The 25,032-nt window shown below is 64.0% G+C and carries 22 protein-coding genes; 8 read left to right on the forward strand and 14 right to left on the reverse strand.

The features are described from left to right. Positions 1–148: 148 nt before the first annotated feature. Both ACNPAA_RS12515 and aguA read right to left on the reverse strand, forming a co-directional pair. Entirely contained in the window at positions 149–1,852 is a 1,704-nt protein-coding gene (locus ACNPAA_RS12515) for an amidase (protein ID WP_171865563.1), read from the reverse strand. Between the two features lie 127 nt (positions 1,853–1,979). Beyond that, positions 1,980–3,077 carry an agmatine deiminase gene (aguA, locus tag ACNPAA_RS12520; RefSeq protein ID WP_171865564.1) on the reverse strand — a complete coding sequence of 366 codons (1,098 nt, stop codon included), beginning with the start codon at positions 3,075–3,077 and terminating at the stop codon, positions 1,980–1,982. A 155-nt stretch (positions 3,078–3,232) separates the two neighbouring features. Here aguA and ACNPAA_RS12525 point away from each other — a divergent pair, with 155 nt between their 5' ends. Further along, positions 3,233–4,144, forward strand: a complete 912-nt coding sequence (locus tag ACNPAA_RS12525; protein WP_201872771.1) for a LysR family transcriptional regulator — start codon at positions 3,233–3,235, stop codon at positions 4,142–4,144. A 418-nt stretch (positions 4,145–4,562) separates the two neighbouring features. Next, positions 4,563–4,898 carry an endonuclease domain-containing protein gene (locus ACNPAA_RS12530; protein WP_010672925.1) on the forward strand — a complete coding sequence of 112 codons (336 nt, stop codon included), beginning with the start codon at positions 4,563–4,565 and terminating at the stop codon, positions 4,896–4,898. 145 nt (positions 4,899–5,043) lie between these two features. On the opposite strand, the gene ACNPAA_RS12535 is transcribed toward ACNPAA_RS12530, so the two are convergent. Then, a complete protein-coding gene (locus ACNPAA_RS12535; RefSeq protein ID WP_114523140.1) occupies positions 5,044–5,610 on the reverse strand; it encodes a TetR/AcrR family transcriptional regulator in 567 nt (188 codons plus the stop codon). A 167-nt stretch (positions 5,611–5,777) separates the two neighbouring features. On the opposite strand from ACNPAA_RS12535, the gene ACNPAA_RS12540 reads away from it, so the two are divergent. Further along, positions 5,778–6,815 (forward strand): alkene reductase, encoded by a 1,038-nt coding sequence (locus tag ACNPAA_RS12540; RefSeq protein ID WP_161470181.1) that lies wholly within the window; start codon positions 5,778–5,780, stop codon positions 6,813–6,815. Positions 6,816–7,006: 191 nt separating this feature from the next. Continuing rightward, positions 7,007–7,918: a bifunctional helix-turn-helix transcriptional regulator/GNAT family N-acetyltransferase gene (locus ACNPAA_RS12545; protein ID WP_113069660.1), complete on the forward strand. Its 912-nt coding sequence runs from the start codon at positions 7,007–7,009 to the stop codon at positions 7,916–7,918. Positions 7,919–7,974: 56 nt separating this feature from the next. Here ACNPAA_RS12545 and ACNPAA_RS12550 read toward each other — a convergent pair whose 3' ends face one another. The 4 genes from ACNPAA_RS12550 to ACNPAA_RS12565 form a co-directional block, all read right to left on the reverse strand. Next, entirely contained in the window at positions 7,975–8,919 is a 945-nt protein-coding gene (locus ACNPAA_RS12550; protein WP_113069659.1) for a bile acid:sodium symporter family protein, read from the reverse strand. Positions 8,920–9,022: 103 nt separating this feature from the next. Beyond that, entirely contained in the window at positions 9,023–9,361 is a 339-nt protein-coding gene (locus tag ACNPAA_RS12555) for a nuclear transport factor 2 family protein (RefSeq protein ID WP_104451827.1), read from the reverse strand. 168 nt (positions 9,362–9,529) lie between these two features. After that, positions 9,530–11,119 carry a peptide chain release factor 3 gene (gene prfC / locus ACNPAA_RS12560; RefSeq protein ID WP_089503670.1) on the reverse strand — a complete coding sequence of 530 codons (1,590 nt, stop codon included), beginning with the start codon at positions 11,117–11,119 and terminating at the stop codon, positions 9,530–9,532. 243 nt (positions 11,120–11,362) lie between these two features. Next, on the reverse strand, positions 11,363–13,225 hold the full coding sequence (locus ACNPAA_RS12565; protein WP_043155378.1) for a diguanylate cyclase: 1,863 nt from the start codon (positions 13,223–13,225) through the stop codon (positions 11,363–11,365). A gap of 195 nt (positions 13,226–13,420) precedes the next feature. Here ACNPAA_RS12565 and ACNPAA_RS12570 point away from each other — a divergent pair, with 195 nt between their 5' ends. Beyond that, positions 13,421–14,425, forward strand: coding sequence for a sensor domain-containing diguanylate cyclase (locus ACNPAA_RS12570; protein ID WP_143238062.1), 1,005 nt, complete (start codon positions 13,421–13,423; stop codon positions 14,423–14,425). A 12-nt stretch (positions 14,426–14,437) separates the two neighbouring features. Here the strand turns inward: ACNPAA_RS12570 and viaA are convergent, their stop codons facing one another. Then, positions 14,438–15,892, reverse strand: coding sequence for an ATPase RavA stimulator ViaA (gene viaA, locus ACNPAA_RS12575; RefSeq protein WP_417891799.1), 1,455 nt, complete (start codon positions 15,890–15,892; stop codon positions 14,438–14,440). Positions 15,893–15,987: 95 nt separating this feature from the next. Further along, positions 15,988–17,601: an ATPase RavA domain-containing protein gene (locus tag ACNPAA_RS12580; RefSeq protein ID WP_041211041.1), complete on the reverse strand. Its 1,614-nt coding sequence runs from the start codon at positions 17,599–17,601 to the stop codon at positions 15,988–15,990. A gap of 216 nt (positions 17,602–17,817) precedes the next feature. Here ACNPAA_RS12580 and ACNPAA_RS12585 point away from each other — a divergent pair, with 216 nt between their 5' ends. After that, entirely contained in the window at positions 17,818–18,255 is a 438-nt protein-coding gene (locus tag ACNPAA_RS12585) for a DNA polymerase III subunit psi (RefSeq protein ID WP_049635924.1), read from the forward strand. Positions 18,256–18,329: 74 nt separating this feature from the next. Next, the gene (rimI, locus tag ACNPAA_RS12590; protein ID WP_113978432.1) at positions 18,330–18,779 is read left to right on the forward strand and encodes a ribosomal protein S18-alanine N-acetyltransferase; all 450 of its coding nucleotides are present in this window, start codon (positions 18,330–18,332) and stop codon (positions 18,777–18,779) included. 72 nt (positions 18,780–18,851) lie between these two features. Here the strand turns inward: rimI and ACNPAA_RS12595 are convergent, their stop codons facing one another. Continuing rightward, a complete protein-coding gene (locus ACNPAA_RS12595; RefSeq protein ID WP_042016521.1) occupies positions 18,852–19,394 on the reverse strand; it encodes a hypothetical protein in 543 nt (180 codons plus the stop codon). Between the two features lie 181 nt (positions 19,395–19,575). Between ACNPAA_RS12595 and ACNPAA_RS12600 the strand changes: the two genes are divergently transcribed. Continuing rightward, positions 19,576–21,366, forward strand: coding sequence for an AMP-dependent synthetase/ligase (locus ACNPAA_RS12600; protein ID WP_161470180.1), 1,791 nt, complete (start codon positions 19,576–19,578; stop codon positions 21,364–21,366). A gap of 60 nt (positions 21,367–21,426) precedes the next feature. Here the strand turns inward: ACNPAA_RS12600 and ACNPAA_RS12605 are convergent, their stop codons facing one another. From ACNPAA_RS12605 to ACNPAA_RS12620, 4 genes are all read right to left on the reverse strand, one after another. Next, on the reverse strand, positions 21,427–22,641 hold the full coding sequence (locus ACNPAA_RS12605; protein WP_043155385.1) for an aldose 1-epimerase family protein: 1,215 nt from the start codon (positions 22,639–22,641) through the stop codon (positions 21,427–21,429). Positions 22,642–22,868: 227 nt separating this feature from the next. Beyond that, the gene (locus tag ACNPAA_RS12610) at positions 22,869–23,561 is read right to left on the reverse strand and encodes an aspartate/glutamate racemase family protein (RefSeq protein WP_043155387.1); all 693 of its coding nucleotides are present in this window, start codon (positions 23,559–23,561) and stop codon (positions 22,869–22,871) included. A gap of 135 nt (positions 23,562–23,696) precedes the next feature. Further along, positions 23,697–24,287, reverse strand: a complete 591-nt coding sequence (locus ACNPAA_RS12615) for a LysE family translocator (RefSeq protein WP_010672906.1) — start codon at positions 24,285–24,287, stop codon at positions 23,697–23,699. A gap of 102 nt (positions 24,288–24,389) precedes the next feature. Further along, positions 24,390–24,986, reverse strand: a complete 597-nt coding sequence (locus tag ACNPAA_RS12620; RefSeq protein WP_039039402.1) for a LysE family translocator — start codon at positions 24,984–24,986, stop codon at positions 24,390–24,392. Positions 24,987–25,032 lie beyond the last annotated feature (46 nt).

Below are 25,032 nucleotides of genomic sequence, written 5' to 3' on the forward strand. Positions count from 1 at the left end.
AGCATTAATAATGGTCATAGGCTTCGCGCGTGTTGATTTTGTTTGGCGATAAAATTAGATCACAAACGAAGCCTTTTTTATATCTATTTCAATTGGTTGGCGCTAAAGATCCTGTACATGAACCCTAGCTATTTAATACCAAAAACAATCACCCCAACGGCGGCGTCCGCGGCGGCACCATACGCTTGCTGCCGGTGGACTCGAAGGCCGAGGCGACGCGCAGCAGGTTGTTGTCGTCATAGGCGCGACCGGCGAAGGTCAGGCCCACCGGCATACCGATATCGGTCATGACGCCCATGGGGACGGTGACGGTCGGCACGCCGAGGTGGCGAATAGCGAGGTTGCCGTTGGCAACCCAGATGCCGTTGCTCCAGGCGATATCGGCGGAGGCCGGATTCACGTCCGCGTCAGCCGGGGCGACGTCGGCGACGGTCGGGAACAGCACGGCGTCGAGCTTGAGCCCGTCCATCCACTCTTCCAGATCCAGCTTGCGGGTCTTCTCCAGACCACGCAGGCCGTCCGGCACAGAGGCAATCTCGTCGAAACGCTTGAGACCGCGCTTGGCCATCTTGACGTACTCGTCCATGCCCGCCGCCAGATCGCCCTCGCGGTTCGGCAGGGTGCCCGGATCGTGGGGGAAGATCTTCGGCCCATCGACATCTTCAAGTTTGTTCAACTTGGGATCGCCGTTGGCGCGCAGGAAGTCGTCAAATGCCCAGCCGGAGAGCTCCCACAGCTCGTCATTGAGAAACTCCGGGCTCACGATGCCGCGATTGAACACGGTCGGCGCGCCGGGTCTGTCCCCTTCGCAGTTGGAGACCAGCGGGAAGTCCACTTCGATGACTTCTGCGCCCGCGGCTTCCAGCGCCTTGCGCGCCTCTTCCCAGAGGGCAATCACGGAGTCGCGGGTATGGATACGCTGACCGGTCGGGCCGCCGATGCCGGGGTGCTCGCTGGTGCCGGCCAGTTCATCCTTGTTGATAAACATGCGTGGCACGCCGAGGCGCTTGCCCTTGAGGGCATCGGGCTTGGCAGCCAGCTCCAGATAGGAAGCCGGACGCACTTCGGAGGCCTTGGGCAGTTGCACCCAGGGCTGCATGCGCCACAGATCACCGCGAGTGTCGGCATCGTCGGCGACCACCACATCCAGCACTTCCAGCAAATCATTCATGGTGCGGGCATAGGGCACGACGACGTCCATGGTCGGGGTCAGCGGCCAGTTGCCACGCACCGAAATCACGCCACGGGATGGGGTGTAGGCACACAGGCCGTTGTTGGAGGCAGGACCCCGGCCGCTCGACCAGGTCTCTTCCGCCAGACCAAAGGCAGCGAAACTGGCGGCGGTGGCAGTACCGGCACCGTTGGAGGAGCCGGAGGCAAAGGGCGCGGTCAGGTAGTCCGCGTTGTAGGGGCTCTCGGCACGGCCATAGACGCCGCGCTGCATGCCGCCATTGGCCATCGGCGGCATATTGGTTTTGCCAAGGCAGATGGCACCGGCGGCGCGCAGCCGTTCCACGGTAAAGGCATCGCGCTGGGCCACCAGATCCTTGAAGGCCGGGCTGCCGGAGGCGGCGGTCAGCCCCTTGACCAGATAGCTGTCTTTGGCGGTGTAGGGGATGCCGTCGAGCGGGCTCAGGGTCTCGCCACGGGCGCGGCGGGCATCGGAAGCCTCGGCTTCTTTCAGCGCATCGGGATTGGCGACCACCACGGCGTTGAGTTTGGTGGCAGTCTCGGGGCCGTTGTAGGCCTCGATACGGGCCAGATAGGCCTTGACCAGTTCGACTGCTGTGGTGCGGCCTGATTCGAGCGCGGCACGCAGCTCGGCAATGGAAACCTCGGTCACTTCGATCATGGGGATCTCCTGTAAAAGGGTGACTGTTTGTCATGATGATCGCCGCATCAGCGCCTGCGACCATCACACCATCAAGAGAGAAAACCCCACGGCGTGGGGTTTTGAATTTCTACATTCTTCGACCAGTTTACTGACCTGAAGGGATCTGCTGGGTAATACAGTGGATATTGCCACCGCCCAGCAGGATCTCGCGAGCCGGTACGCCGATCACGGTGTGCTCCGGGAAGATCTCTTCCAGAATGCGCTGGGCTTCGCCATCGGTGGCGGCATCCAGCAGCGGGTAGACGATGCGATCGTTGGTGATCAGGAAGTTCACATAGGAACCGGCCAGACGGCCTTCTGCCTCGCGCGGCACACCGCTGCCGCTCTCGACACCGGCAGACTCCTCTTCGGTGCAGAACAGCGGGCCCGGCTGGGGCAGCTTCCACACTTTCAGCTTGCGACCCTTGGCATCCACCGCCGCTTCCAGCACCTTGAGGGCGGCCACGGAGCGGGCGTACTGGGGATCGTTCTGGTCATCAGTCCAGTGCAGCGCCACTTCACCCGGACGCACGAAGCAGCACATGTTGTCGATGTGGCCGTCGGTTTCGTCCATATAGACGCCTTCGTCCAGCCAGATAAAGCGGGTGACGCCCAGATAGTCGCGCAGGTGAGCTTCGATCTGCGCTTTGGTCAGGTGCGGGTTGCGGTTTTCGTTGAGCAGGCACTCGGCGGTGGTCAGGCAGGTGCCTTCGCCATCAACGTGGATGGAGCCCCCTTCCAGAATCAGCGGCGCATCGTAGCGAGCCATGCCGTGTTGGGTCAGCATCTGGGCTGCCACTTCCTCATCCTGATTCCACGGGTAGTAGAGACCGCCCTTGTGACCGCCCCAGGCGTTGAAGCCCCAATCCACCCCACGGCACTCGCCGGCCGCGTTGGTGACGATGGTCGGGCCGGTATCGCGAGCCCAGCAGTCATCGCTGTTCATCTCGACCAGAGTGACGTGAGCGGGCATGATGGCGCGGGCCTGCTCCATAAACTGGGCCGGTACCCCCATAAAGACCGGGGTGGCGCCACCGATGGCATCCGCCACCTTGGCGAAGGTCTCTTGCGCGAAGCGACCGGCTACGCGCCAGTTGTCCGGGCGAAACGGCCAGATCATCCAGACGGCCTGCTGGTGCGCCCACTCGGCGGGCATGGTGAAGCCGTCGGCGGCCGGCGTGGAGTTAATGGTCTTGATGCTCATCGCAAGGCTCCTTGCATGGATTGAGGCCCCCGTTTACGCCAGATGCGGCGCGGGAACCCGGAAAAATAAGAGTGGGTCGCAGATTAAGACGTTGCGCCCCCATCCATCAAATGAATAGGATGGATTGTCCCATAAACACGGCGAATAATCCCCCCATGAAACTGCACCAGCTCGACCTCAATCTGCTGCTCGCGTTTGACGCCCTGATGACGCAGGGCAGCGTCACCCGCGCCGCCGAAGCGCTCTTTATCAGCCAGCCAGCCATGAGCCACTCCCTTAACCGGCTGCGCACCTTTCTCGGCGACCCGCTTTTGGTACGCACCCCGCAGGGGATGCTGCCGACCCCGCGTGCCCAGCGGCTGCATCTCGGGGTGCAGCAGGCGCTGCGGCTGCTGGAGCAGCAGCTCACCGAGGAAGAAGAGTTCGAGCCGAGCCAGTCGAAGCGGCGCTTCGTGCTCTGCACCACAGATTACGTGGAGTGCGTGCTGATCCCGCCCCTTATCCAGCGCCTCAGGAAGCTGGCCCCCGGCGTCACCATCGAAATCCGCATCCTGCGCGATACCCTGCCCGAAGCCGAGCTGGCGAGCGGCGAAATCGACCTGGTGCTGGGGTTTGACGAGTACATGCAGGTACCGGGGTATCTGGGCAAGGAGACCTGGCTCACCGAACCCCTGGCCGGGCTGGTGCGCGCCACCCTGGAGCTGGAGGAGGAGCGCATCACCCTCGACCAGCTAATCGAGATGCCCCATGTGTTCCACTCGCCGCTCGGCACCTCGGAGGCGAGCCTCGACCGCTATTTGCAGAGCCTGGGCCATAGCCGCACCATCTCGGTCAACAGCCAGAGCTATATGTCCGCCGCCGCCATCGTGAGCCAGAGCGACCACCTCTTGGTACTGCCCAGCATGGTGGCCGAGCTGCTCGCCAGCCACTGGCCGCTGAAAAGCCTGCCCCTGCCCGACGACGTGCCGGACTATCACCTCAACTGCGTCTGGCACCCGGTCCACGCCCAGCAACCGGCGTTGATCTGGTTGAAGGCATTGATGAAGGACCTGGTGAATTCGGGCTAAGCGGCAGCGGCTGGCATACCAAAGCAGCATGCGCAGCAGCCGGCCCAGGTGTGGCTCAAGCATCTGATGAAAGAGCTGGTGACTCCTGAATAACCCGACGGCGTGTGACTCCCCTCCCTCATCCCCAACCCTTCTCCCGCAAGGGGAGAAGGGAGCGGATCTGCGCCACTGGCAGCATCGCAAACAACCTGTCTGCTAGGGCGGAATACATCCCACCAGCACATCGACCTATCGATTCATCAGTTCAATGTCACACCACACCACGATGGCCCCGAGATGACCAACAAAATGACAACTGTCACTCGATCTGTCCCCTCTCCCTCTGGGAGAGGGTCAGGGTGAGGGGACGCCACCCACTCAGTCACCAGACCGGGGAATGGCTATATCTAATAGGGTCAAACAGCTCTGGATAGGCACCATGAGAACCCATCCATTTGCCAGGCGCATGAGGCGAGAAGCCACCCTTGCCGAACAGAAGCTGTGGCTGCAATTGCGCGACCGCCGTCTGGCCGGGGTGAAATTCCGTCGCCAGATGCCCATCGGGCCCTACATTGTCGATTTCATCTCTCTTGAGCAGAGGTTGATCATCGAGGTCGATGGATCGCAGCACAACGAACCGGCAGGGCGGCAACATGATGGCGCAAGAACGGCCTACCTCAATCAGCAGGGCTTTCGGGTGATCAGGGTGTGGAATAACGATGTGTTGAGTCGGATGGAGGCCGTACTGGAACTTCTTTTGCTCTCTTTGCGCTGAGCACGAGCCCTCCCCCTCATCCCCAGCCCTTCTCCCATTCTTTTGTAAATAAGTGGGAGAAGGGAGCAAACAACCCGGCGGCGTGTGGCATCCCCATAAACAACCATGGCTCCCGCAGGAGCCATGGTTGTTTATGGGCGGCGCATCACGCCCGCAGGGCGCTCATCATCCGGGCGACGACACCGGCCAGCAGAGGGCGGTCGGGGTGGCACTGGGCGAAGGTGACCAGTCCCTGGATATGGACCTGCAAGAAGGCGGTCAGGGTGGGGATGTCCCCCTCTTTTGCCAGCTCTCCCTGCGCCTTTGCCAGGGCCAGCTGCCCGGCCAGATCCTGTTCCAGCTCGCCGTAGATGGCCTTGAAGCGAAGGTGCAGCTCCTCGTCCTGCTCCGCCAGCTCCATCAGGGTGCGGGTCAGCAGGCAGGAGCCCTGCAGGGCATCGTCCACCACCTGCTCGAGGAAGGCGTGCAGCCCCGCCAGCGGGCTGGGCTGTGCCAGGCAGCGGCGGCGCAGGGCCCCCTTCTCTGCCACATAGTGATCGACCGTCGCCAGCAGCAGGCCGCGCTTGTTGCCAAAGGCGGCATAGAGGCTGCCCGGGTGCAGGCCGGTTGCGGCCACCAGCTCCTGCATGGTGGTCTTGGCATAGCCTTTGGCGCGAAAGGCTTCCATGGCGTTTCGCAAGACGGCATCCCGATCGTATTCGGCGCTGCGCATGGGGTCTCCGGTGGCAAGGTCCCGCGGGACGGAAAAAACAGGGCGGCAAGTTTACCCCAGCCTCCCCCGTCAATCCATGTTGAATGCTTGCTCAAAAAATACTTGCACACAAACCAAAAAACGTCTTGAATGCCCGTTCAAGAATCACTCCCTCAGGACAGACGATCATGAATACCCTGTTTCAGCCCTATCGCCTCAACGACACCCTCACCCTCGCGAACCGTTTCATGATGGCCCCCCTCACCCGCTGCATGGCGGGCCCGGGTCTGGTGCCCACCGAACAGATGGCCGCCTACTACGGCCGCCGCGCCGACATCGGCCTCATCATCTCCGAAGCCACCATCATCCGTCCGGACGGGCAGGGCTACCCCAATACCCCGGGGCTCTACAGCGCCGAACAGATCGCCGGCTGGAAGAAAGTGACCAGCGCCGTGCATGCCAACGGCGGCAAGATCTTCGCCCAGCTGTGGCACGTGGGCCGTCTCTCCCACCCCTTCTTCCACCACGCCGAAGTGCTGGCCCCCTCCGCCATCGCCCATGAGGGCACGGTGCCGCGCATGCGCGAGCTGGTCTATCAAGTGCCGCGCGCCCTGACCGGGAGCGAAATCGCCCAGCTGGTCGAGGATTACGCCCAGGCCGCCGCCAACGCCATCGAGGCGGGCTTTGACGGGGTGGAGATCCACGGTGCCAACGGCTACCTCATCGATCAGTTCCTGCACCACGCCAGCAACCTGCGCACCGACAACTACGGCGGCAGCCCCGAGAACATGAGCCGCTTCGCGCTGGAGGTGGTGGATGCCATCGCCGCCCGCATCGGCGGGGATCGCACCGGCCTTCGTCTCTCCCCCGGCGCCTATGTGCACCTGGAAGGGGATGCCCGGGATCGCGCCGTGTTCGACCACCTGCTGGCCGAACTGAACCAGCGCACTCTGGCCTATCTGCACCTGGGCATCTTCGATGACAGCCTCACCTTCGACTACCTGGACGGCCGCGCCTCCGACTACCTGCGTGCCCGCTACGACGGCCACCTGGTGGGGGTGGGCAACTACAGCGCCGAGACCGCGCTCGAGGCCATCGAGGCGGACCGCTTCGACCTCGTCGCCATCGGTCGCCCCCTCATCGCCAACCCGGACTACCTCGCCAAGGTGAAGCAGGGAGAGGCGCTGACCCCCTATGCCGACACCATGCTGGCGGAACTGGTCTAACCCTCGCCGGCGCCTTGCCTGACCAAGGATGGGATCCGCGCCCCCGCGCGGGTTTCCAATGTTTGGGCCCCCTCCCGGGCCCTTTTTTCTGCCTGCCTGTCCCCTTTTTCACGCAAATAGTTGTCACCAACAACCAAAAGATGGTATTGGTTGCGCATAACAACCAAATGCCATCACAAGGAGACAACCCCATGGATCCCCGCCCCCTGCGCGCCCTGTCGAGGGAACTGGTACGCGAACTCGGCATGCTCTCCCAGCAGTGCGGCTCGCTGGCCCTGAGCCCCCTAGAGGCCCACCTGCTCATCGAGCTGGAGAACGGTCCCGCCACCAACCAGCAGCTTGCCGAGCGCCTTCGCATCGACAAGTCCAACGCCAGCCGCCCCCTGGCCCGCCTCGCCGAGCGGGAGCTTATCGCCTGGCAACCCCACCCCTCGGACGGGCGCAGCAAGGAGGCGAGCCTCACCGAGCCGGGCAAGGCACAGCTTGAGGAGCTGCACCGGCAGATGGACGAGACCATGGCGGGGGCCCTGGCCCAACTCTCCCCCGCCGAGTGCGAGCAGATCTGGGAGGGCATGCGGCTCTATCGCAGCGCCCTCTCCCGCGCCCGCCGCCAGCAGGGGTTCGTCATCCGCCCCATCACCCCGGCCGACAATCCCCGGATCGCCGCCGTGGTGCGCGCCGTCTCCGCCGAATACGGCCTCACCGCCGACAAGGGGTACGGGGTGGCGGATCCCAACCTCGATTTTCTCCACGAGACCTATCAGGGGGAGCGCAGCCGCTACTGGGTGATTGAGGGACCGGACGGCACCATTCTTGGCGGGGGCGGCATAGCGCCGCTGGCGGGGGCAGCGGATGTGTGCGAGCTGCAGAAGATGTACTTCCTGCCCGCCCTGCGGGGGCTGGGGCTGGGACGGCGGCTGGTGTTGCAGGCGCTGGCCGAGGCTCGCGCCCTGGGTTACCAGCGCTGCTATCTGGAGACCACCGCCGTGCTGCGGGAAGCCACCGCCCTCTATGAATCCCTGGGCTTCGAACACCTGCCGGGGCCCCTTGGCTGCACAGGCCACGACGCCTGCGAGATCTGCATGGTGCTGGCGCTCGACTAGCTCAAACAACAACAAGGGGCCCATGGCCCCTTATTGTTTCATCTTGCGCCCCCTGATCAGCCAGCGCGCTGCTCCAGGGTCCCAGCAGGCCGGGAAAGCGGTCGCTTGGCCCAGACCCCGGCCAGCAGAGAGCCGGACAGGTTGTGCCAGACCGAGAAGAGGGTGCCAGCCATGGCCGAGGCGGGAGTGAAGAATTTCATGGCCAGCGCCGTGGCGAGGCCAGAATTCTGCAACCCCACTTCGAAGGCCACGGTGCGGCAGATCCGCTCCTCAAAGCCCAGCCAGCGACTGACCCAGTAGCCCGCCACAATGCCGATGCCGTTGTGCAGGATCACCGCCAGCGCCACGATGGGGCCGATGCTGGCGAACTGCCCTGCGTTGAGGGCGACCACGATGGCGATGATCATGACGATGGCGGCCATGGAGACGAGCGGCAGCACGGGCTCGATACGTGCCGTCAGGGAGTGGAGGAAGACATTGGCAACCACCCCGAACACCACAGGGATCAGCACTATCTTCACCAGGCTCAGCAGCATGTCCAGCACCGGCACGTCGACGCTCTTGCCAGCCAGCAGCTGCACCAGCAGGGGGGTGACGAGGACCCCGAGCAGGGTGGAGAGAGCTGTCATGGTGATGGAGAGAGCCACATCGCCCTTGGCCAGATAGCACATCACGTTGGAAGAGGTGCCACCGGCGACGCTGCCCACCAGCACCATTCCCACGGTCAACTCGGCATCAAAGCCCAGCAACAGGCTGACCAGCAGAGCGGCCAGCGGCATCACGCTGAACTGCAATACCAGCCCGAGGCCGATGGCCTTCTTGTTGCGCACCACGTCGAGGAAGTTCTGGGGTTTGAGGGTCAGCCCCATGGCCAGCATGATGATGGTCAGCAGCGGCACTATCTGGCCCTTGAGGCCGACGAAGGGCTCGGGCTGCCAGTAGGCCAGCAGGGAAAACAGCAGGGCCCAAAGCGGGAAGAGGTGGGTGATGCGTCCAAGCATGGTGTACTCCTTGTTATTGTCCAGACGCGGGCAGACCAGGGGATGCCCGCAGGGAACTTTCTCTTATACCAGCTTTGTCGCCGGCAGGCCCGTGTCGCGGCGCTCAGGAAGGGAAATAGAACCAGGCGGTCTGGATAAGACCCTCCTTCACCTCGAACACCGCCACGCTCTCGATGGGCTCAAGGGAGAGGCCATGGATCAGCTCGTGATCAAACACCTTGTTGCCCAAGACGGTGCGTGACAGCAGCTCGGCCTTGAGCAGCGGGTTGTTGAATCTGTGCTCCGCATAGAAGGCCCGCAGCGCCCCCTTGCCGACTGTGCTCGGCGTCTCGGTCGGCATGCGATAGCCTTTGAAATCCGGGGCAAAGCAGGCCACGAAGGCATCGAGATCGTGGGCATTGTAGGCGGCAAACTGCGCCTCTACGGGTTGGGTGACGGACATGTCTCTCTCCATGGGTGAAATTTAAATCACTTATCCTTGATTTTTATTCATTCATCAAGCCCCGGATGGGGATCGCCGCCCCTTCCAATGACACGCCCCATAACAAAAAACCCCGCCGAAGCGGGGTCTCTCTGGTCATCAGCCACCCGCTGGGTGCGGGCAGGGTGATCAGTGTTCGCGGGTCTGGCGGAAGTGAACGTCCGGGTGACGCTCCTGGGCCAGGCGCAGGTTGACCATGGTCGGCGCGATGTAGGTGAGGTTGTCACCCCCATCGAGGGCCAGGTTGACCTCGTTCTTGCGCTTGAACTCCTCGAACTTCTTGACGTCGGTCCCTTCCACCCAGCGGGCGGTGGCGACGTTGACCGCCTCGTAGATGGCCTCGACGTTGTACTCGCTCTTGAGGCGCGAGACCACCACGTCGAACTGCAGCACACCGACCGCACCGACGATGAGGTCGTTGCTGATGAGCGGACGGAACACCTGCACCGCCCCCTCTTCGGAGAGCTGCACCAACCCCTTGAGCAGTTGCTTCTGCTTGAGGGGGTCACGCAGGCGGATACGGCGGAACAGTTCAGGTGCGAAGTTCGGGATGCCGGTGAACTTGAGATCTTCACCCTGGGTGAAGGTGTCGCCGATCTGGATGGTGCCGTGGTTGTGCAGACCGATGATGTCGCCGGCACAGGCCTCGACCGCCTGTTCACGGTCACCGGCCATGAAGGTGACGGCGTCGGAGATGTTCACGTCCTTGCCGATGCGCACGTGGCGCATCTTCATGCCCTTGCTGTAAGTACCTGACACGATACGCATGAAGGCGATACGGTCGCGGTGTTTCGGGTCCATGTTCGCCTGGATCTTGAACACGAAACCGGAGAACTTCTCCTCAGTCGCCACCACTTCGCGGCTCTCGGCCTTGCGCGGCATGGGGGCTGGCGCCCAGTCGGTCAGGCCGTCCAGCATGTGGTCGACACCGAAGTTGCCAAGGGCGGTCCCGAAGAAGACCGGGGTCATCTCGCCGGCGATGAAGGCGTCGTGATCGAACTCGGGAGAGGCGCCCTGCACCAGCTCCAGCTCGCCACGCAGCTGGGCAGCCAGATCGTCGCCGATGGCGGCATCCAGCTCGGGGTTGTTCAACCCCTTGACCACCCGCTTCTCCTGGATGGTGTGGCCCTGACCGCTCTGATAGAGATAGGTCTCGTCCTTGTAGAGGTGATAGACACCCTTGAAGGATTTGCCACAGCCAATAGGCCAGGTGATGGGGGCGCACATGATGTTGAGCTCGCGCTCCACCTCGTCCATGACCTCCATCGGGTCGCGCACTTCGCGGTCCAGCTTGTTCATGAAGGTGAGGATGGGGGTGTCGCGCAGCCGGGTCACTTCCATCAGCTTGCGGGTCCGGTCTTCAACACCCTTGGCGGCGTCGATGACCATCAGGCAGCAGTCGACCGCCGTGAGGGTACGGTAGGTATCTTCGGAGAAGTCCTCGTGACCCGGGGTATCGAGCAGGTTGACCAGGCAGTCGGCGTAGGGGAACTGCATCACGGAAGTGGTGATGGAGATACCGCGCTGCTTCTCCATCTCCATCCAGTCGGATTTGGCGTGCTGGCCCGAGCCACGGCCCTTGACGGTACCGGCGCGCTGAATGGCCTGTCCGAACAGCAGGACCTTTTCGGTGATGGTGGTTTTACCCGCATCCGGGTGCGAGATGATCGCAAAAGTGCGTCTCTTGGAGACTTCACTCAGAAATTCAGCTGACATAATTCGACGTTCTTCTATTGAGCGGCGGCCTGGAGCCACCGTGGGAAAAATGCGGGACAGCACCTTGGAATCAGGGCGCCCATGCAGACAACGACACCACGCGGGCGGGTCAGTGACCGCCGGTGGAGACAGGAGAAGCGCGTTGCATTACATGGGTCTGGCCCCGGATCAAAGCAAAATTGCGCGGCATTATACCCGCGCGAGTGAAAAATACCCAGCCCGCTATCACGGGGCCCGGGGTCGGCCTCACCGGGCCGTCATCACCCGGTTGCGCCCCGCCAGCTTGGCCTCGTACATGGCCTCGTCGGCCCGGCGTACCAGCTCGCCCAGGTTGTCATCCTCGGGTTTGTACTGGGCGCAGCCGATGCTGATGCGGATGGGGTGATCCGCAGGCACCCCCTCAATCTCGAGGCAGGCGACGGCGAGGCGGATCCGCTCCGCCACCTCGACGGCCTCGCCCAGAAGGGTATCCGGCAGCAGCACCAGAAACTCCTCGCCGCCGTTGCGCCCCACCCTGTCGAGGCTGCGCAACTGCTCCTCGATGCACTGGGCCACGGCGGTGAGCACCCTGTCCCCCACGTGGTGGCCCAGCTGGTCGTTCACCTTCTTGAAGTGATCCACATCCAGCAGCAGCACGCACAGGGGTTTGCCCTCCTCCCGCGCCTGGGTGAACCATTTGCGCCCCTTGGCCTGGATCTGGCGCCGGTTGTGGATGCCGGTCAGTTCGTCCGTCATGGCGAGGCGCTGCATCTTGCGGGTGCGCCCGCGCTGGTGCACCACCAGGGTACCCATCACCACCAGCAGCAGGGCCACCACCAGGTATTGCCAGTAGCGCCGCTCCTGCAACTGCTTGAGTTTCTCCGCCTGCAACTGCTGCTGGGACCTGAGGGTCTGGTTTTCCAGCTCCTTGCGGGCGAGATCGAACTCGAAACGCATCTGCAAGGAGCGCTGTTCCCGCAATCTGAGCTCGAGGGCCTGGCGGGTCTCGACATAGGTCTTGAGGCTGGTGAGGGCCGATTGGATATGCCCCTGACGCTCCAGCACCCGGGCCCGTGTCTCATGCACCCGGGCGAGGAAGCGCAGGTTCTGCTCCCGGGTAAAGATGGGCTCGGCCTCGTCCAGGTGCCGCAGCGCCTCGCCGGGTCGGTTCAGGGCCTCGAGGACCTCGGCCATGACGAGGTGCCAGTGGCCCAGGGTGACGCTGTCCGCCCCCTCCCCTTGATGAAGGGAGGCTGCCGCCTGATCGAGCTTGATCATGGCCTGGTCCGGCTTGCCCTGTTTCTGCAGGATGGTGGCCAGCTCGATTCGGCTCCAGGCCAGGACCCCTTCCTGGTTTGACCCCAGATAGTAACGCTCCGCTTCGGCCATCAGGGGCAGCGCCTTGTCGTACTCTTCGGTGTCGATGTAGAGGAGCCCCTGCTGGCTGTGAATGTCCACCAGGTACTCCTCGACCCCGAGCTGCCGGTAGTCGTGCTCCAGCTCCTTGAAATAGCTCTCGGCCCGCTCATAGAGCCCCATCCTGCGATAGGCATTGGCAATATTGGCGAGCACCTCGCGCCCCTTGGCCTCCAGCCCGAGCGCCTCGTAGCGCTGGTGGGCATCGATGAGATCCATCAGCCCCTCCGCCAGCTCCCCCTGGTAGGAGTACATCTCCCCCCGCAGGCTCAGGATGTCGGCACGCTGACGCTCATCCCCGAGTCGGCGAGCCAGGGTCAGGGCGGCGTCGTAATCCTCCCCGGCCCCGGCCATGTTGCCGAGCAGTTGCCGGTGATACCCGCGGCAGGCGAGCAACCCCACCTCGGTGACCCTGTCCTTGCGGGCACGGGCCTGCGCCAGCCCCTGCTCGGCAAACGCCACCGCGCGGCGAAACTCCTCGTCTCGTTCACTCGGCTGGGCCCAGCACTGCAGCCGGGCAAGGCGGCCCTGCACCTCGAGCGGATAGTGTGCCTGTTCGGCAGTCAGGGCGGCGACGCGCTCGCGAAACACCTGCACCGGCATCGTCGACTCTTCCAGTCGCTGCAACGCCAGTTGCAACTCGTCCCCAGCCAGTGGCGTCGCCTGGGCCAGGGCAACCCCCAGCAACAGACCACCTCCCATCAGGATCTTCATGCGGACATTTTCTCCTCTTCACTGGCCGGACGCCGCGCTCACCGCTGTCATCATATCCCCACAGACTCTGGGCGCACAGCCGCCAGAGGGTGAGAAAACTCCTCATATCGAACAAGAGCCTCCCCTATCCCCTTCTTTACAGAAGGAGAGAGTGCATCGACTATATATGCTTTCGAACAGGGGAAGGGATGAGGAATGACCTACGAGGAGCTGAGGGAGGCTTACGACAGGTTGTTGCTGGAGAACGAGCGTCTCAAACGCATCGCGGATGACGCGCGGGAGAAGCTGGACGCAGCCATGGATGGCACCGGCCTGTGCATCTGGCAGAACCATGTGCCCACCGGCAAACTCATCATCTTCAACCGGCGCTGGGGCTCCATGCTCGGTTACCAGCCCAAGGAGCTGTCGGCCCACTTCGACGTCTGGCGCGCCCACCTGCACCCGGAGGACAGGGAGCAGGTGCTGCAGGCCTTCTTCGACCATCTGGAGGGCAAGAGCCCGTTTTATCAGGCGATGCACCGCATGATCGCCAAGGATGGCAAGACCACTTGGGTGCTGGACCGGGGCCGGGTGGTGGAGCGGGATGATCAGGGCAACCCCGTCCGGGTGATGGGCACCCACATCGACATCACCCACGAGAAGGAGTACGAGCAGCAGCTCGCCCAGCTTGCCCACCGGGATCCCCTCACCGGCCTGTTCAACCGCACCGCGCTGCACCGCCACTTTCCCGGGGAGTACCAGGCCATCTGTTTCATCGATCTCGATGACTTCAAGCTGGTGAACGACAACCTGGGCCACCGGGCAGGTGACGAACTGCTGGTCTCCCTTGCCCAGCGCCTTCGCCACTGCTGCGCCGAGGAGGTACGGCTGGGACGCATCGGCGGGGACGAGTTCGTGCTGCTGCTGCCCTGGGCGTGCGACGATCCCCGCACCAGCCACCTCGCCCGCCAGTGCATCGATGCCATCGCCACCCCCTTCGAGCTGCCCAACGGGGACGCCTCGGTGGGACTGAGCATGGGGATTGCGGCCATCCGGCCCCAGGACGATTTCGGCGCAGCACTGGCCCGGGCGGATCAGGCCATGTACAGGGTCAAGCGCAGCGGCAAGCGGGGTTTTTACATTGCCCAGCCAAGCGGTCAGCCGCTGCTGGATCAGGAGCAGGTCAACGAACGGGGCCTCTACCACAGGCCCACGCTCTGAGCCTGAGCGCCCTCAATGGCGCTGCCAGCGCCGCAGCAGGCGTCCACGCAGGCCGCAATCGAGCAGCCAGCTGTTGTCGAACACCCGCAAAATGGCCGCCTTGGCGTGACGGGACATGGCGACCGCATGGAAGCGTGTCTGCTGCGCCCGTCGCCGGTTCATCCGCTCGAGCAGGGCGTGGGGCAGGTTCTGGGCGATGAAGTCGGAGATCACCAGCACGTCGGCCTTGGCAAAGGCGGGTTGTTCAAGCTGGGTCAGGGCCTGCTCCAGGCAGGGCACCAGATCGGTCCCCCCGTGAAAACTCATGGAGAGAAAGCGCTCCGCCTTCTCAAGCCCGGTGTCGGCGGTGATCTCCAGGGTCGCCACCTCGGTGGAGAAGAGCATCAGATAGCAGCCCCGCTTCTCCTCCATCGCCCCTTTGAGCAGGGCGAGAAACAGCGCCTTGGCACACTCCTCCGGATAGCCCCCCATGGAACCTGACGTATCGACGCAGACGATGAAAGGGCCACGCGGCTGCACCTCCTGCCCTCCCTGCTCGGGGGAGCGCAGCATCAGACGCTGGCGCGGCAGGGTGCCCCGCGACTGGTAGCTCAGCAGGCGCCGCTCCAGATAACGGCGATAGAACTCCAGCTCCAGCTCCGGCAGCGCCAGCATCACCGCCTCGCTCGGCAGGAGGCGCATCAGATCGCTGGCCGGGTGCACCCCCACCAGATCGTCGGGCACATCGTCACTTTGCACCTCCTCCAGCTCGTGCACAGGCACCGGCGGCAGCGTCCTGTCCTCGCTGCGCCGCTCCCGCTCGCTGCGCCCAAGCAGGGCGGCGATCTCCGCGAGCAAAGGCTCCTGCTGCAACATGCCGGCGTACTGCTTCACCAGCGCCAGGCTGCGCTTGTGCCAGCTCCCCTGGGCCAGATCCCAGAGCCCCCCGGCGGAGATCTGGTGCGGATCCAGGGCAGCGGCCAGGGTCCGGTTGGCCAGCAGTTGATCCTCTATCTCCTGGCGCTGCTTCTCCCGCTCCGCCTCCGCTATCTGCTGCTGCAACTGCAACAGGCTGCCCACCAGGCTGGCGCGCCACTTCTCGATGAAGAGCTGGCGCAGCCCCTCGGTGGGCTGGGCCACTATCTGGCGCACCAGGCTGCGGGCATCCCCCGCGAAGGGGCTGTGCTGCTCAAGGGCTTCCAGCAAGGCGGGCAGGCGCCCCACCAGCTCCGGCAGGGGCAGTTGCCGGTGGGCCTGATAGAGCAGGTATTCCCGCTCGAGAGCCACCGGCACCGGCTTGTGGCGCATCTCCTCCCCAAGCTGTTCGCTCCAGGTCTGGATGCGCTTTCTGAGCAGCTTCCCCTGCAGGGGCGAGCGCTTGAGGAACTCGGAGATCTTGGGGGTGGAGGCAAGCAGCAGCGCCATCTCCCCCGCCAGCTCCCCCTCCCCCATGAGCAGCCCCAGGTCCATCATGCCGATCTCTAGCATGGGCCACCCCGGGCGTTGAGATGTGATGGAATATCATGCTGACGAAACATGTTTTTCATCCTGTTTATTTCACCAATCCCACGTCAGGCGCGACGTCACCCCTGTGCATCGAGAAGAGGCAGACGATCCCGCCACTGCTGCAGCTCGGCCCCCAGCCGCTCCAGGTCCCGGCTCAGCACGAAGAAGCTGTCCTCCACCTGACGCAGCCAGTTGTCCCCCACGAACAGATGGGGCTGGTGACGGTCGAACAGGTTGCGCTGACCCTTGAGATTTTGCAGCACCCGGTTCACCTGGCCCGTCAGGTCGTCCAGGGCCGACAGCCAGGGGGCCATCACCACCTCGGGGATGGGGGTGCGCTCCACCAGCATCAGTGGCACGGGCTGGCGCTGGATATCCAGCACGTGCAGCCGCAACTGCTCGTCCAGCACCAGCTCGTAGTGCCCCTCCTTGGGGTTGCCGAGGGGCCAGCCCACCAGCGCCTCCCCGGTGGGGTGCCAGTGAGAAAGCAGGGTGCGATCGAAGGTGAGGGTGCCGGTGAGGCGCTCGGGATCGCTGCCATCCAGGGGCGCCGGGGTGAGCAGCTGGAAGTGCACCAGCTTGCCGAACGGCCTGGCGTTGGCCAGCGGCAGTTCGGTGCCGCGGGCGCGGCGGCCGAACCACTGCTTGCGCTTGACCGCCTTGCAGCCGATGCGCAGGGCGACCGCCCCCTGCAACTGCTTGAACTGCTCGCGCAGGGAGAGCAGCTCCCGGGTCAGCGCCAGTTGCTGGTAGCCGTAGAGGCGGGAAAACTCGCCGATCATCTCCAGCAGCGCGGTGCGGGAAGCCTCGTCGTGCCAGAGGCAATCCTTGAACAGCAGCAGATCCAGGGGAGCCACCTCGTCGCGGCCATTGAAGAAGGCGCTCGCCTTGATGAGCCGCACCGCCTTCTTCCAGCGCCGATCCGAGACATAGCAGCCGTGCCCGAGCTGACTGTCGAGCTGCTGGCGTAGCTGGTAGATGAGTTCGAAACAGGCGTCCGGCAGGCGCACCTGCTCGATGGCATCCTGCCAGGCGTCGTACTCTTCCCCCCGAATCTGCACCGAGGGGGTCAGGTTCTGATGGGACTGGCCATCGCTCGCCAGCATGGCCTGGAAGTTGGATTTCTCCTGCACCCTGTCCATCCAGACCCGCACCAGCATGCGGTCGTAGAGCGCCTCCAGCCCGCTGTCCGGGGCCGGCAGCTCGTTCGAGGCGGTGACCAGCAGCCGCATGGGAATGGGGTGCTGGCTGTCGCCGTTGCGAAACTGCCGCTCGTTGATGGCGGTGAGCAGGGTGTTGAGGATGGCGGGGCCCGCCTTCCAGATCTCGTCGAGGAAGACCACCTCGGCCTCCGGCAGGTAGCCGCTGGTCAACCGCAGGTACTTGCCATCCTCCTTGAGCGCCTGGATGGAGAGGGGGCCGAACACCTCCTCCGGCGTACTGAAACGGGTCATCAGGTATTCGAAATGGCGGGCATCCTGAAACGCCAGCTTGAGGCGCCGCGCGATCAGGCTCTTGGCGATGCCCGGGGGGCCCAGCAGAAAGACGCTCTCGCCACTCAGGGCCGCCAGCAGGCCGAGCCGCAGGGCATCCTGGCGCTCATACAGTCCCTCACCAAGGGCGGAAAGGAGCCGTGGCAGACGCTCATGAATGGGGGTGGCACGAACAGTATTCTGGGCTAAAGGCGGCATAGGCACAGTTCCGAAGCTAATAGGTCATCCGTGGTGACGGGGTCCGGCCTCTGGCCCCGCCCCACTCTCATTGTCTGTCATCTCTGCCCCCGGGGAGGCGCTCGTTTGCCATCGCCACAGGGCGAAAAGCGCACGTCCGGGGTGCAGCAAATCCCGCGAGAGTGTACTCTGCGCATCATTATTTACCCCAACGCAGATCAAGAGTGAGCCTTCGCCATGCAAGATCCCCTGCTGGACCCGCTGCGCCAGCGCATCCTGGCCCGCATGGGCATCCCCCTCTGGCAACAAAGAGGCCGACTCCTGGCGGGAGGCACCAGCCCCGACGGCGCCGCGCAGCCGGCAAACACGCCCGCCGACGAGGTGCTGGCCCCGCAGGAGACTGCCCCTCTGCCGACCGGCAAGCTCTGGCTGCTGGCAGAGACGCTGCCCGCGCCCTCCCTGCTCGGGGACATCTGCCGCTGGCTCGGCCTTGGCACCGACGAGGTCTCCCTGCTGTCCGAGATGCCTTCCCTGCCCGCGGGGGCCACTTCGCCCCTGCTCTGGCTGACGGCGCCGGACCCTCGCTGGCCCGATGCCCTGGTCTGCCCGCTCAAGCCCGATGGGGCGCACAAGCGCGCCCTCTGGCAGCAGTGCCGGCAGCGCCACACCCCTTGATGCTCACGACCATGGCACGGCCATGGTGTCCATCGCAAGCCTGAATCCCGTCCGGAGTGACCATGTCTGACCTCTTGCCCCACTTTCGCCCCCTGCTCGAATCGGACTTCGAAGCCATCTACCCCATCGAGCAGGCCGCCCACCAGGAGCCCTGGAGCCAGGCCAACCTGCTCTCCTGCTTCGGGCCGCGCTATCTCAACGGCCTGATGCTGGTGGACGGACGACCGGCCGGTTTCTACATCTCGGATCTGGTGGCGGGAGACAGCTCCCTGATGAATCTCTGCGTGCACCCCGATTTTCAGGGCAAGGGGCTGGGGCGGGCGCTGCTCAGGGAGTACCTGGTCCGCAGCAAGGCCGGCAAGGCCGAGGCCTGGTTCCTGGAGGTCAGGGCTGGCAACCGCACCGCCATCAACCTCTACGAGAGCGAGGGGTTTGCAGAATATTGCCGCCGCGCCGACTACTACGGCACCGGGCAGGAGAGGGAGGATGCCGTGCTGATGTCCCGTCTGTTCGACTTCGGCTGACAACCCACAGCAGACCGCCGTCAGCGGGCGCCCCCCTCTGACCTCCCTGACTCCCCCGCTTCGCTTCCCCCCTCAGGGCAGGGGCGCGTTGTCGATGGAGGGGTCTTCCAGGCTCAGGGTCACCCTCAGCACGGCCTCGAAGGCGGCTCCCGAGAGGGGCATGAAGAAGCCGCGGCCGTAGGTGACACCGGGCATCCAGATCTGTTCGATATCCACCGCGATCTTGATGGGGCGAAGCGGCTCACCCGGTCGCTGGACATAAATGCCAGGGGCCGTCGCAACCTGGGGGAAGCGGCGCAGAATGTGCTCGCTGCCATCCCCCGCATCCGGGTTGAGTCGCACCTTCACCAGCCCCGCCAGGGCGGATTGCATCTCGGGGGCACGCCACAGCCTGGTATTCAGCGCCTTGCAGCGTCGGCACTTGGCGCGCTCGATCACGTAGAGCAAGGGGTATCCTTCCCTCAGCGCCAGCCGCTGCGCCTGCTCATAGCCCTCGGCGCCACTCAGCCAGGGATTATCCTGCTCCCCCGCGCCCCCCAGCAGATACCAGAGGGCGCCTGCCCCCGCCAACAGCAGCAACACGCCGGTGAACAGGCTCTTGATCCCGATATTCATGGTGCAACTCCCTGAATGAATCCGATCCCTGCCCCCTATCATGCCTCACTCTCATCTGGTTGACGACTTTGTGATCCAGGACAAATGGCGCACACTTGTAAGCTGTAATGTTAGAGTTTAAACTCCAGCCCCGATTTTGGTGCCCCTGCGGGCGCACAACTGTTACTTGAGGATGCGTGAGATGTCGCAGTTTCATCTGGTTAGAGTGATGCGTGAGCGTATTGCCCGCCTTGGCAACAAGGCCGCCCTGCGCGTCCAGCAGGATGGCCAGTGGCGCGCCATCGGCTGGCGCACCCTGGGTCAGGCCATGGATTATTGCGCCCAAGGCCTGATCCGGGCGGGCCACCAGTCCGGCGAGATGGTCGGCATCTATGCCCGCAACATGCCCGAGTGGACCCAGGCCGACCTCGGCATCCTGGCCGCCCGCGGCGTCAGCGTGCCCATCTACCCCACCAGCACCCTCGATCAGCTGCGCTACATCGTCAAGGATGCCGGCATCAGGATGCTGTTCGTGGGGGAGCAGCCCCAGTTCGATCAGGCGCTGCACCTCATCGACAGCGGCGAGATAAGCCACATCGTCGCCCTGGACGGCACCGTCGATCTGCGCGGCTGCGCCGCTGCCAGCCACTTCCAGACCTTCCTCGTCTCCGGCAACCACCCACCCAGCGAGCTGGTGCTGCGCGAGCGCGAGCGCCACTACCGCATGGACGACCTGCTGACCCTCATCTACACCTCGGGCACCACGGGCGAACCCAAGGGGGTCATGCTCGATTTCGCCAACATGGCCGCCTGCTTCGAGATGCATGACGCTCGCCTCGACCTCAGCGAGCAGGATGTCTCCCTCTGCATGCTGCCGCTGAGTCATGTGTTCGAGCGTGCCTGGAGCTACTACGTGCTCTATTGCGGCGCCGAGAACGTCTACATTCGCGACCCGCAGAAGGTGATGGATGTCATCGGCGAGGTGAAGCCCACCGTGATGTGCGCCGTGCCCCGCCTCTACGAGAAGGCCTACGCCATGATCCAGGCCAAGGTCGCCCAGGCGCCGCGCCTGCGCCGCGCCCTGTTCGGCTGGGCCACCCGGGTGGGCAAGCAGATGGTCGCCACCCGTCAGGCGGGCAAGTCCGCCTCTCCCCTGCTCTATGGCCAGCTCTGGCTTGCCGAGCGCCTGGTGTTTCGCAAACTGCGCGCCCGTTTCGGCGGTCGTACCCGCTTCCTGCCGGTGGCGGGCGCCCGTCTCGCGGACGAGGTGAATCTCTTCTTCCAGGCCATGGGGCTCAACCTCAAGTACGGCTACGGCATGACCGAGACCACCGCCACCGTCTGCTGCTATGAAGACACCCAGTTCAGGCTGGGCTCCATCGGCACGGCGCTAAACGGCATCGAGGTTAAACTCGGCGAGAACAACGAACTGCTGGTGCGCGCCCCCACCGTGATGCGTGGCTACTACAACAAGCCGGAGGCCACCGCCGAGGTGATGACCGAGGATGGCTTCCTGCGCACCGGCGATGCAGGCGAGCTGGATGACGAGGGCAACATCTACTTCACCGAGCGCTTGAAGGAGCTGATGAAGACCTCCAACGGCAAGTACGTGGCGCCGCAACTGGTGGAGGGGACCCTCGGCAAGGATCGCTTCATCGAGCAGATTGCCATCGTCGCCGATGCCCGCCACTTCGTGTCGGCGCTCATCGTGCCCTGCTTCGAGTCCCTGGAGGAGTACGCCCGCTCCATCAACCTGCAGTACCAGTGCAAGACCGAGCTGCTGCGCCACTCCCGAGTGATGGAGTTCTTCGAGGCCCGCATTCAGGATCTGCAAAAGGAGCTGGCCAAATTCGAGCAGGTGAAGAAGTTCACCCTGCTGCCGAGCGCCTTCTCCATGGAGCTCGGGGAGATCACCCCCACCATGAAGCTGCGCCGCAAGATCATCGAGGCCAAGTACCAGCGCGAGATAGAAGCCATGTACAGCCACGTCTGATCGACGGGCCTGATATGAAAAAGCCGCTCATGGAGCGGCTTTTTGCTGGGCGTCTCTCCCTTATGGCAGCTTGACCAGGGGTTGCTCGCGCAGCTCGGTGGCCCGACCGCCCTGGATCTTCTCCACCTGGGCCAGGGCCTGCTTCACCTCGTCGGCATTTTGCAGCAGGCGATAGGTCAGATCGAAGGTCTTGGTCTCCCCCGGCTGGATCTTGGGGACCAGCCCGAGCGGGCGCTGGTACTTGGTGCTGTAGGCATAGCTGGTACCGGGTTCGATGCCGGTCACATAGCCCTGGGCCCGGGTGTCGGTGTTCTTCCACAGGGTCAGCACCGGCAGCTGTCGGGTGTTGTAGCCCACCGCCACTCCGGCGTTGCCGGCCCGGTTGTTCAGCACTGCCAAGGTATTGCCGTCGGCGTCGCTGTAGGGCACCAGGTTGAACACCATCTCGTCGAAGCCCTTGGTGGGCCCCAGATAGGTTTGCCAGCCCTTGAGTCCGGCCTTCGCGTAGTCATTGAACGGGGAGATCTGCTTCACCGGCGTGCTCACCCTGGCTCCCTCCTCCAGAATGGGGGCCCCGAAGTTGCCGTGATAGATGATCTGGTACTCGTTCTCGTAGTCCGCGTGGTTGGTCAGCTTGTCCTGCAGGGCAAACTCCGCCTGACCGGGCACCACGCTCAGCTGGGTCCAGGTGACCAGTTCGCTCATCTTGAAGGTGCGCTCGTCCACCCGGCCCAGCACGTGGATGGCATAGGGCGGCTCTTCGTCCACGGTCACGCTGACCACGGAGGCGGGAATGTTCTGCACCCGGCCATGCAGGCTCTTGAGGCGGCCGTCGTCATCCACTCCGGGATGACCCGTCCACTCGTAGCCGCAGCGCACCAGCATCTCGTTGAAGCCGTCGAGCCAGCCGAGGCCGCCACGGCTCTCGAGATCGATGAAGGCGGGATTGACCACCTCCCTGACCGGTGAATCCCAGCCGAGGCGCAGATCCGCCGCCTTGACCTCCTTGATCCCCATGCCGCGGGTCGGCACCAGGGTGATTTTCATGACGCCGTTGTCGACGATGAGCAGATCCACCCCTTCCTGGCGGCCGCCGTGCAGGCGTTTCTTCTCGATGGTGAAGGGAACCGGGCTCTTGATACCGAGCTTCTCGCTGGTGATCTTCCAGTCCCCCACATCCAGCCCTTGCTGGGAGTCGGTCAGCAGAAATTCGGCGGCGTGACCCGCGGTGGCGCCCAGGGCGAGCAGCACGGCAATGGAGAGTTTCTTCAACATGGATATATCCTCGTGTCTCTTGTTTTTGTGAAAGCTGAATCGTTTCAGTGATCGAAAACTAGGCGTCTGATGCCCCGGACTCAAGAGACAAAAAGAGGAAATGTGAGCCGATTGACAATAAAAACGGCTTCAGCCCTGCTGAAATGAAGGCTGACTCACAGTTATGAAAGGAGGAAAAAACAGGCGGGGCGCCGAGAGGGGCGCCCCCTCACCCCGCCCGCACCACATCAGGCAAGGGCCAGCGTCACCGCGGCTTCGGCGTGGATGGCGGTGGTGTCATAGAGAGGCACGGCGGCCTGGCACGCCCCCACCAGCAGGGCGATCTCGGTGCAACCCAGGATCACCGCCTGGGCACCGGTCTGTGCCAGATCGGCGATGATGGCCAGATACTCGGCCTGAGACGACTCGCGAATATCGCCGAGGCAGAGCTCGTCATAGATGATGCGGTGCACCCGCTCCCGTGCAGCGTCATCAGGCACCAGCACCTCCAGCCCGAAGCGCTCCTGGAGCCGCCCCTTGTAGAAATCCTGCTCCATGGTGAAGCGGGTGCCGAGCAAACCCACCCGGGTCACCCCGTCGGCCTGGAGGCGATGGGCCGTGGCATCGGCGATGTGGAGCAGGGGAATGTCGATAGCGGCCTCGATCTCCGGCGCCACCTTGTGCATGGTGTTGGTCCCGATCAGCAGGAAATCGGCACCACCGGCCTGGATGGCCCTGGCCTCGGCCGCCAGCAGACGGGCGGTGGCGGGCCAGTCACCGGCGTGCTGCAACCGCTCTATCCCGGCAAAATCCACGCTGCTCAGCAACACCCGCGCCGAATGCAGACCGCCGAGCCGCTCGCGAACCCCCCGGTTGAGGGCCTGGTAATAGCTGACGGTGGACTCCCAGCTCATGCCACCCAGCAGACCGATACATTTCATGGGATCTCCTTATGTCACCCGATGGTGCAAACCAATGCCGCAATCCCTCAGGGGGCGCGTTTGATTGCACCGCCCCGGCAATAAAAAAGGCCCCGAAGGGCCAACAAGACAGCCGGTAAAGGCTCAGGCCGAGGCCTAAACCCAGATCATCAGCACGCAGGCCGCCGTAGCGAGCCCCATGCCCAGATTGAAACGACGCCAGCCGGTGGCGGTGCGGATGAGGCGGCGCACCTGGGCACCGAACAGCACCCAGAAGGCACCGGTATAGAGGCCGGTCACGAAGAAAATGCCGAGCACCCAGCCTGCGGACGGCCAGTAAGCCTCCCCCGCCAGGGTGAAGCCGCTGATGGCGGAGAGCGCCATCATCCAGGCCTTGGGGTTCAGCAGTTGCAGCATGGCCCCCTGATGGGCCGGGATGAGCGGCCGGTTCCCCTCCGCCGGGCCACTGGCGTTGGCCACCTTCCAGGCCAGCCAGAGCAGGTAGGCCGACCCCACCAGCTTGAGGCCGTCGTGCAGCAGGGGCAGACGCTCGAACACCACCCCGAGCCCCAGGGCCGTGGCCAGGATCATCAGGTTGATGCCCCCCACCACCCCCACCAGCAGAGGCACGGAGCGGCGAAACCCCTGGGCGGCACCGGCACTGGTGAGCAGCATGTTGTTGGGGCCCGGCGTGCCACAGGTGATAAGGGCAAAGCCCGCCAGGGGGAGCAACCAGTTCAGATCCATCTCAACCTCGTTCAGATACGGCAAGCCTCCTAATATGCAGAGCCGACGCCCTGACGACAAGGTCAGCAATGCATTTTCTTTGCATGAAAAATCAAGGTGCTGTTAATACCAGAGCATCACCACGCACAGGGCGGTCAAGGCACCCAGGCTGCCGTTGAGACGACGCCACCCCTTGTCCGAGTTGATCCAGCGGCTGAGCTGATGGCCAAACATCACCCAGGCGAAGCAGACCGGGAACCCCGCCATGGGGAAGACACTCATGATGCCCCACATGCTCGGCCAGTAGTCGCTCCCCGGCAGGCTGAACAGACTGATGGCCGAGATCCCCATCATCCACGCCTTGGGATTGAGGAACTGGAAGCCCAGCCCTTCAAGCAGGGTCAAGGGGCGGGCACGGCTGGCGGGATCTCCGGGGGCGCCTGCCACCGCGATGCGCCACGCCAGCCACAGCAGGTAAAGGCTGCCCAGCACCTGCAGGCTCAGCTTGAGCAGGGGCCAGCGCTCGAACAGCGGATAGAAGCCGAGCGCCAGCACCAGTTGCAGCACAGGCTGGCCCACCGCCACCCCGATGAGATGGGGCAGGGTGCGACGCACGCCGAAGTTGGCACCGGACGCCGTCAACATCAGGTTGTTCGGCCCTGGCGTGCCGCAGGTGAGCAGGGCGAAGCCAAACAGGGTGGCATACCATTCGATGGTCATGGGGAGACTCCTTTCTCGCCACATTGTACCGATACAATGTGTGCTT

The sequence above is a fragment of the Aeromonas sp. PS2Canimalfood6 genome, from assembly GCF_048276795.1.
Taxonomy (GTDB): domain Bacteria; phylum Pseudomonadota; class Gammaproteobacteria; order Enterobacterales; family Aeromonadaceae; genus Aeromonas; species Aeromonas caviae.

Coding starts and splice junctions, on each gene's coding strand:
- ACNPAA_RS12600 (WP_161470180.1), top strand. CDS start 19,576: ATGTCGCAGTTTCATCTGGTTAGAGTGATGCGTGAGCGTATTGCCCGC.
- ACNPAA_RS12610 (WP_043155387.1), bottom strand. CDS start 23,561: ATGAAATGTATCGGTCTGCTGGGTGGCATGAGCTGGGAGTCCACCGTC.
- viaA (WP_417891799.1), bottom strand. CDS start 15,892: ATGCTAGAGATCGGCATGATGGACCTGGGGCTGCTCATGGGGGAGGGG.
- ACNPAA_RS12535 (WP_114523140.1), bottom strand. CDS start 5,610: ATGCGCAGCGCCGAATACGATCGGGATGCCGTCTTGCGAAACGCCATG.
- ACNPAA_RS12545 (WP_113069660.1), top strand. CDS start 7,007: ATGGATCCCCGCCCCCTGCGCGCCCTGTCGAGGGAACTGGTACGCGAA.
- ACNPAA_RS12585 (WP_049635924.1), top strand. CDS start 17,818: ATGCAAGATCCCCTGCTGGACCCGCTGCGCCAGCGCATCCTGGCCCGC.
- ACNPAA_RS12605 (WP_043155385.1), bottom strand. CDS start 22,641: ATGTTGAAGAAACTCTCCATTGCCGTGCTGCTCGCCCTGGGCGCCACC.
- ACNPAA_RS12555 (WP_104451827.1), bottom strand. CDS start 9,361: ATGTCCGTCACCCAACCCGTAGAGGCGCAGTTTGCCGCCTACAATGCC.
- ACNPAA_RS12525 (WP_201872771.1), top strand. CDS start 3,233: ATGAAACTGCACCAGCTCGACCTCAATCTGCTGCTCGCGTTTGACGCC.
- aguA (WP_171865564.1), bottom strand. CDS start 3,077: ATGAGCATCAAGACCATTAACTCCACGCCGGCCGCCGACGGCTTCACC.
- ACNPAA_RS12595 (WP_042016521.1), bottom strand. CDS start 19,394: ATGAATATCGGGATCAAGAGCCTGTTCACCGGCGTGTTGCTGCTGTTG.
- ACNPAA_RS12620 (WP_039039402.1), bottom strand. CDS start 24,986: ATGACCATCGAATGGTATGCCACCCTGTTTGGCTTCGCCCTGCTCACC.
- ACNPAA_RS12515 (WP_171865563.1), bottom strand. CDS start 1,852: ATGATCGAAGTGACCGAGGTTTCCATTGCCGAGCTGCGTGCCGCGCTC.
- ACNPAA_RS12550 (WP_113069659.1), bottom strand. CDS start 8,919: ATGCTTGGACGCATCACCCACCTCTTCCCGCTTTGGGCCCTGCTGTTT.
- ACNPAA_RS12565 (WP_043155378.1), bottom strand. CDS start 13,225: ATGAAGATCCTGATGGGAGGTGGTCTGTTGCTGGGGGTTGCCCTGGCC.
- ACNPAA_RS12540 (WP_161470181.1), top strand. CDS start 5,778: ATGAATACCCTGTTTCAGCCCTATCGCCTCAACGACACCCTCACCCTC.
- ACNPAA_RS12570 (WP_143238062.1), top strand. CDS start 13,421: ATGACCTACGAGGAGCTGAGGGAGGCTTACGACAGGTTGTTGCTGGAG.
- ACNPAA_RS12530 (WP_010672925.1), top strand. CDS start 4,563: ATGAGAACCCATCCATTTGCCAGGCGCATGAGGCGAGAAGCCACCCTT.
- ACNPAA_RS12580 (WP_041211041.1), bottom strand. CDS start 17,601: ATGCCGCCTTTAGCCCAGAATACTGTTCGTGCCACCCCCATTCATGAG.
- ACNPAA_RS12615 (WP_010672906.1), bottom strand. CDS start 24,287: ATGGATCTGAACTGGTTGCTCCCCCTGGCGGGCTTTGCCCTTATCACC.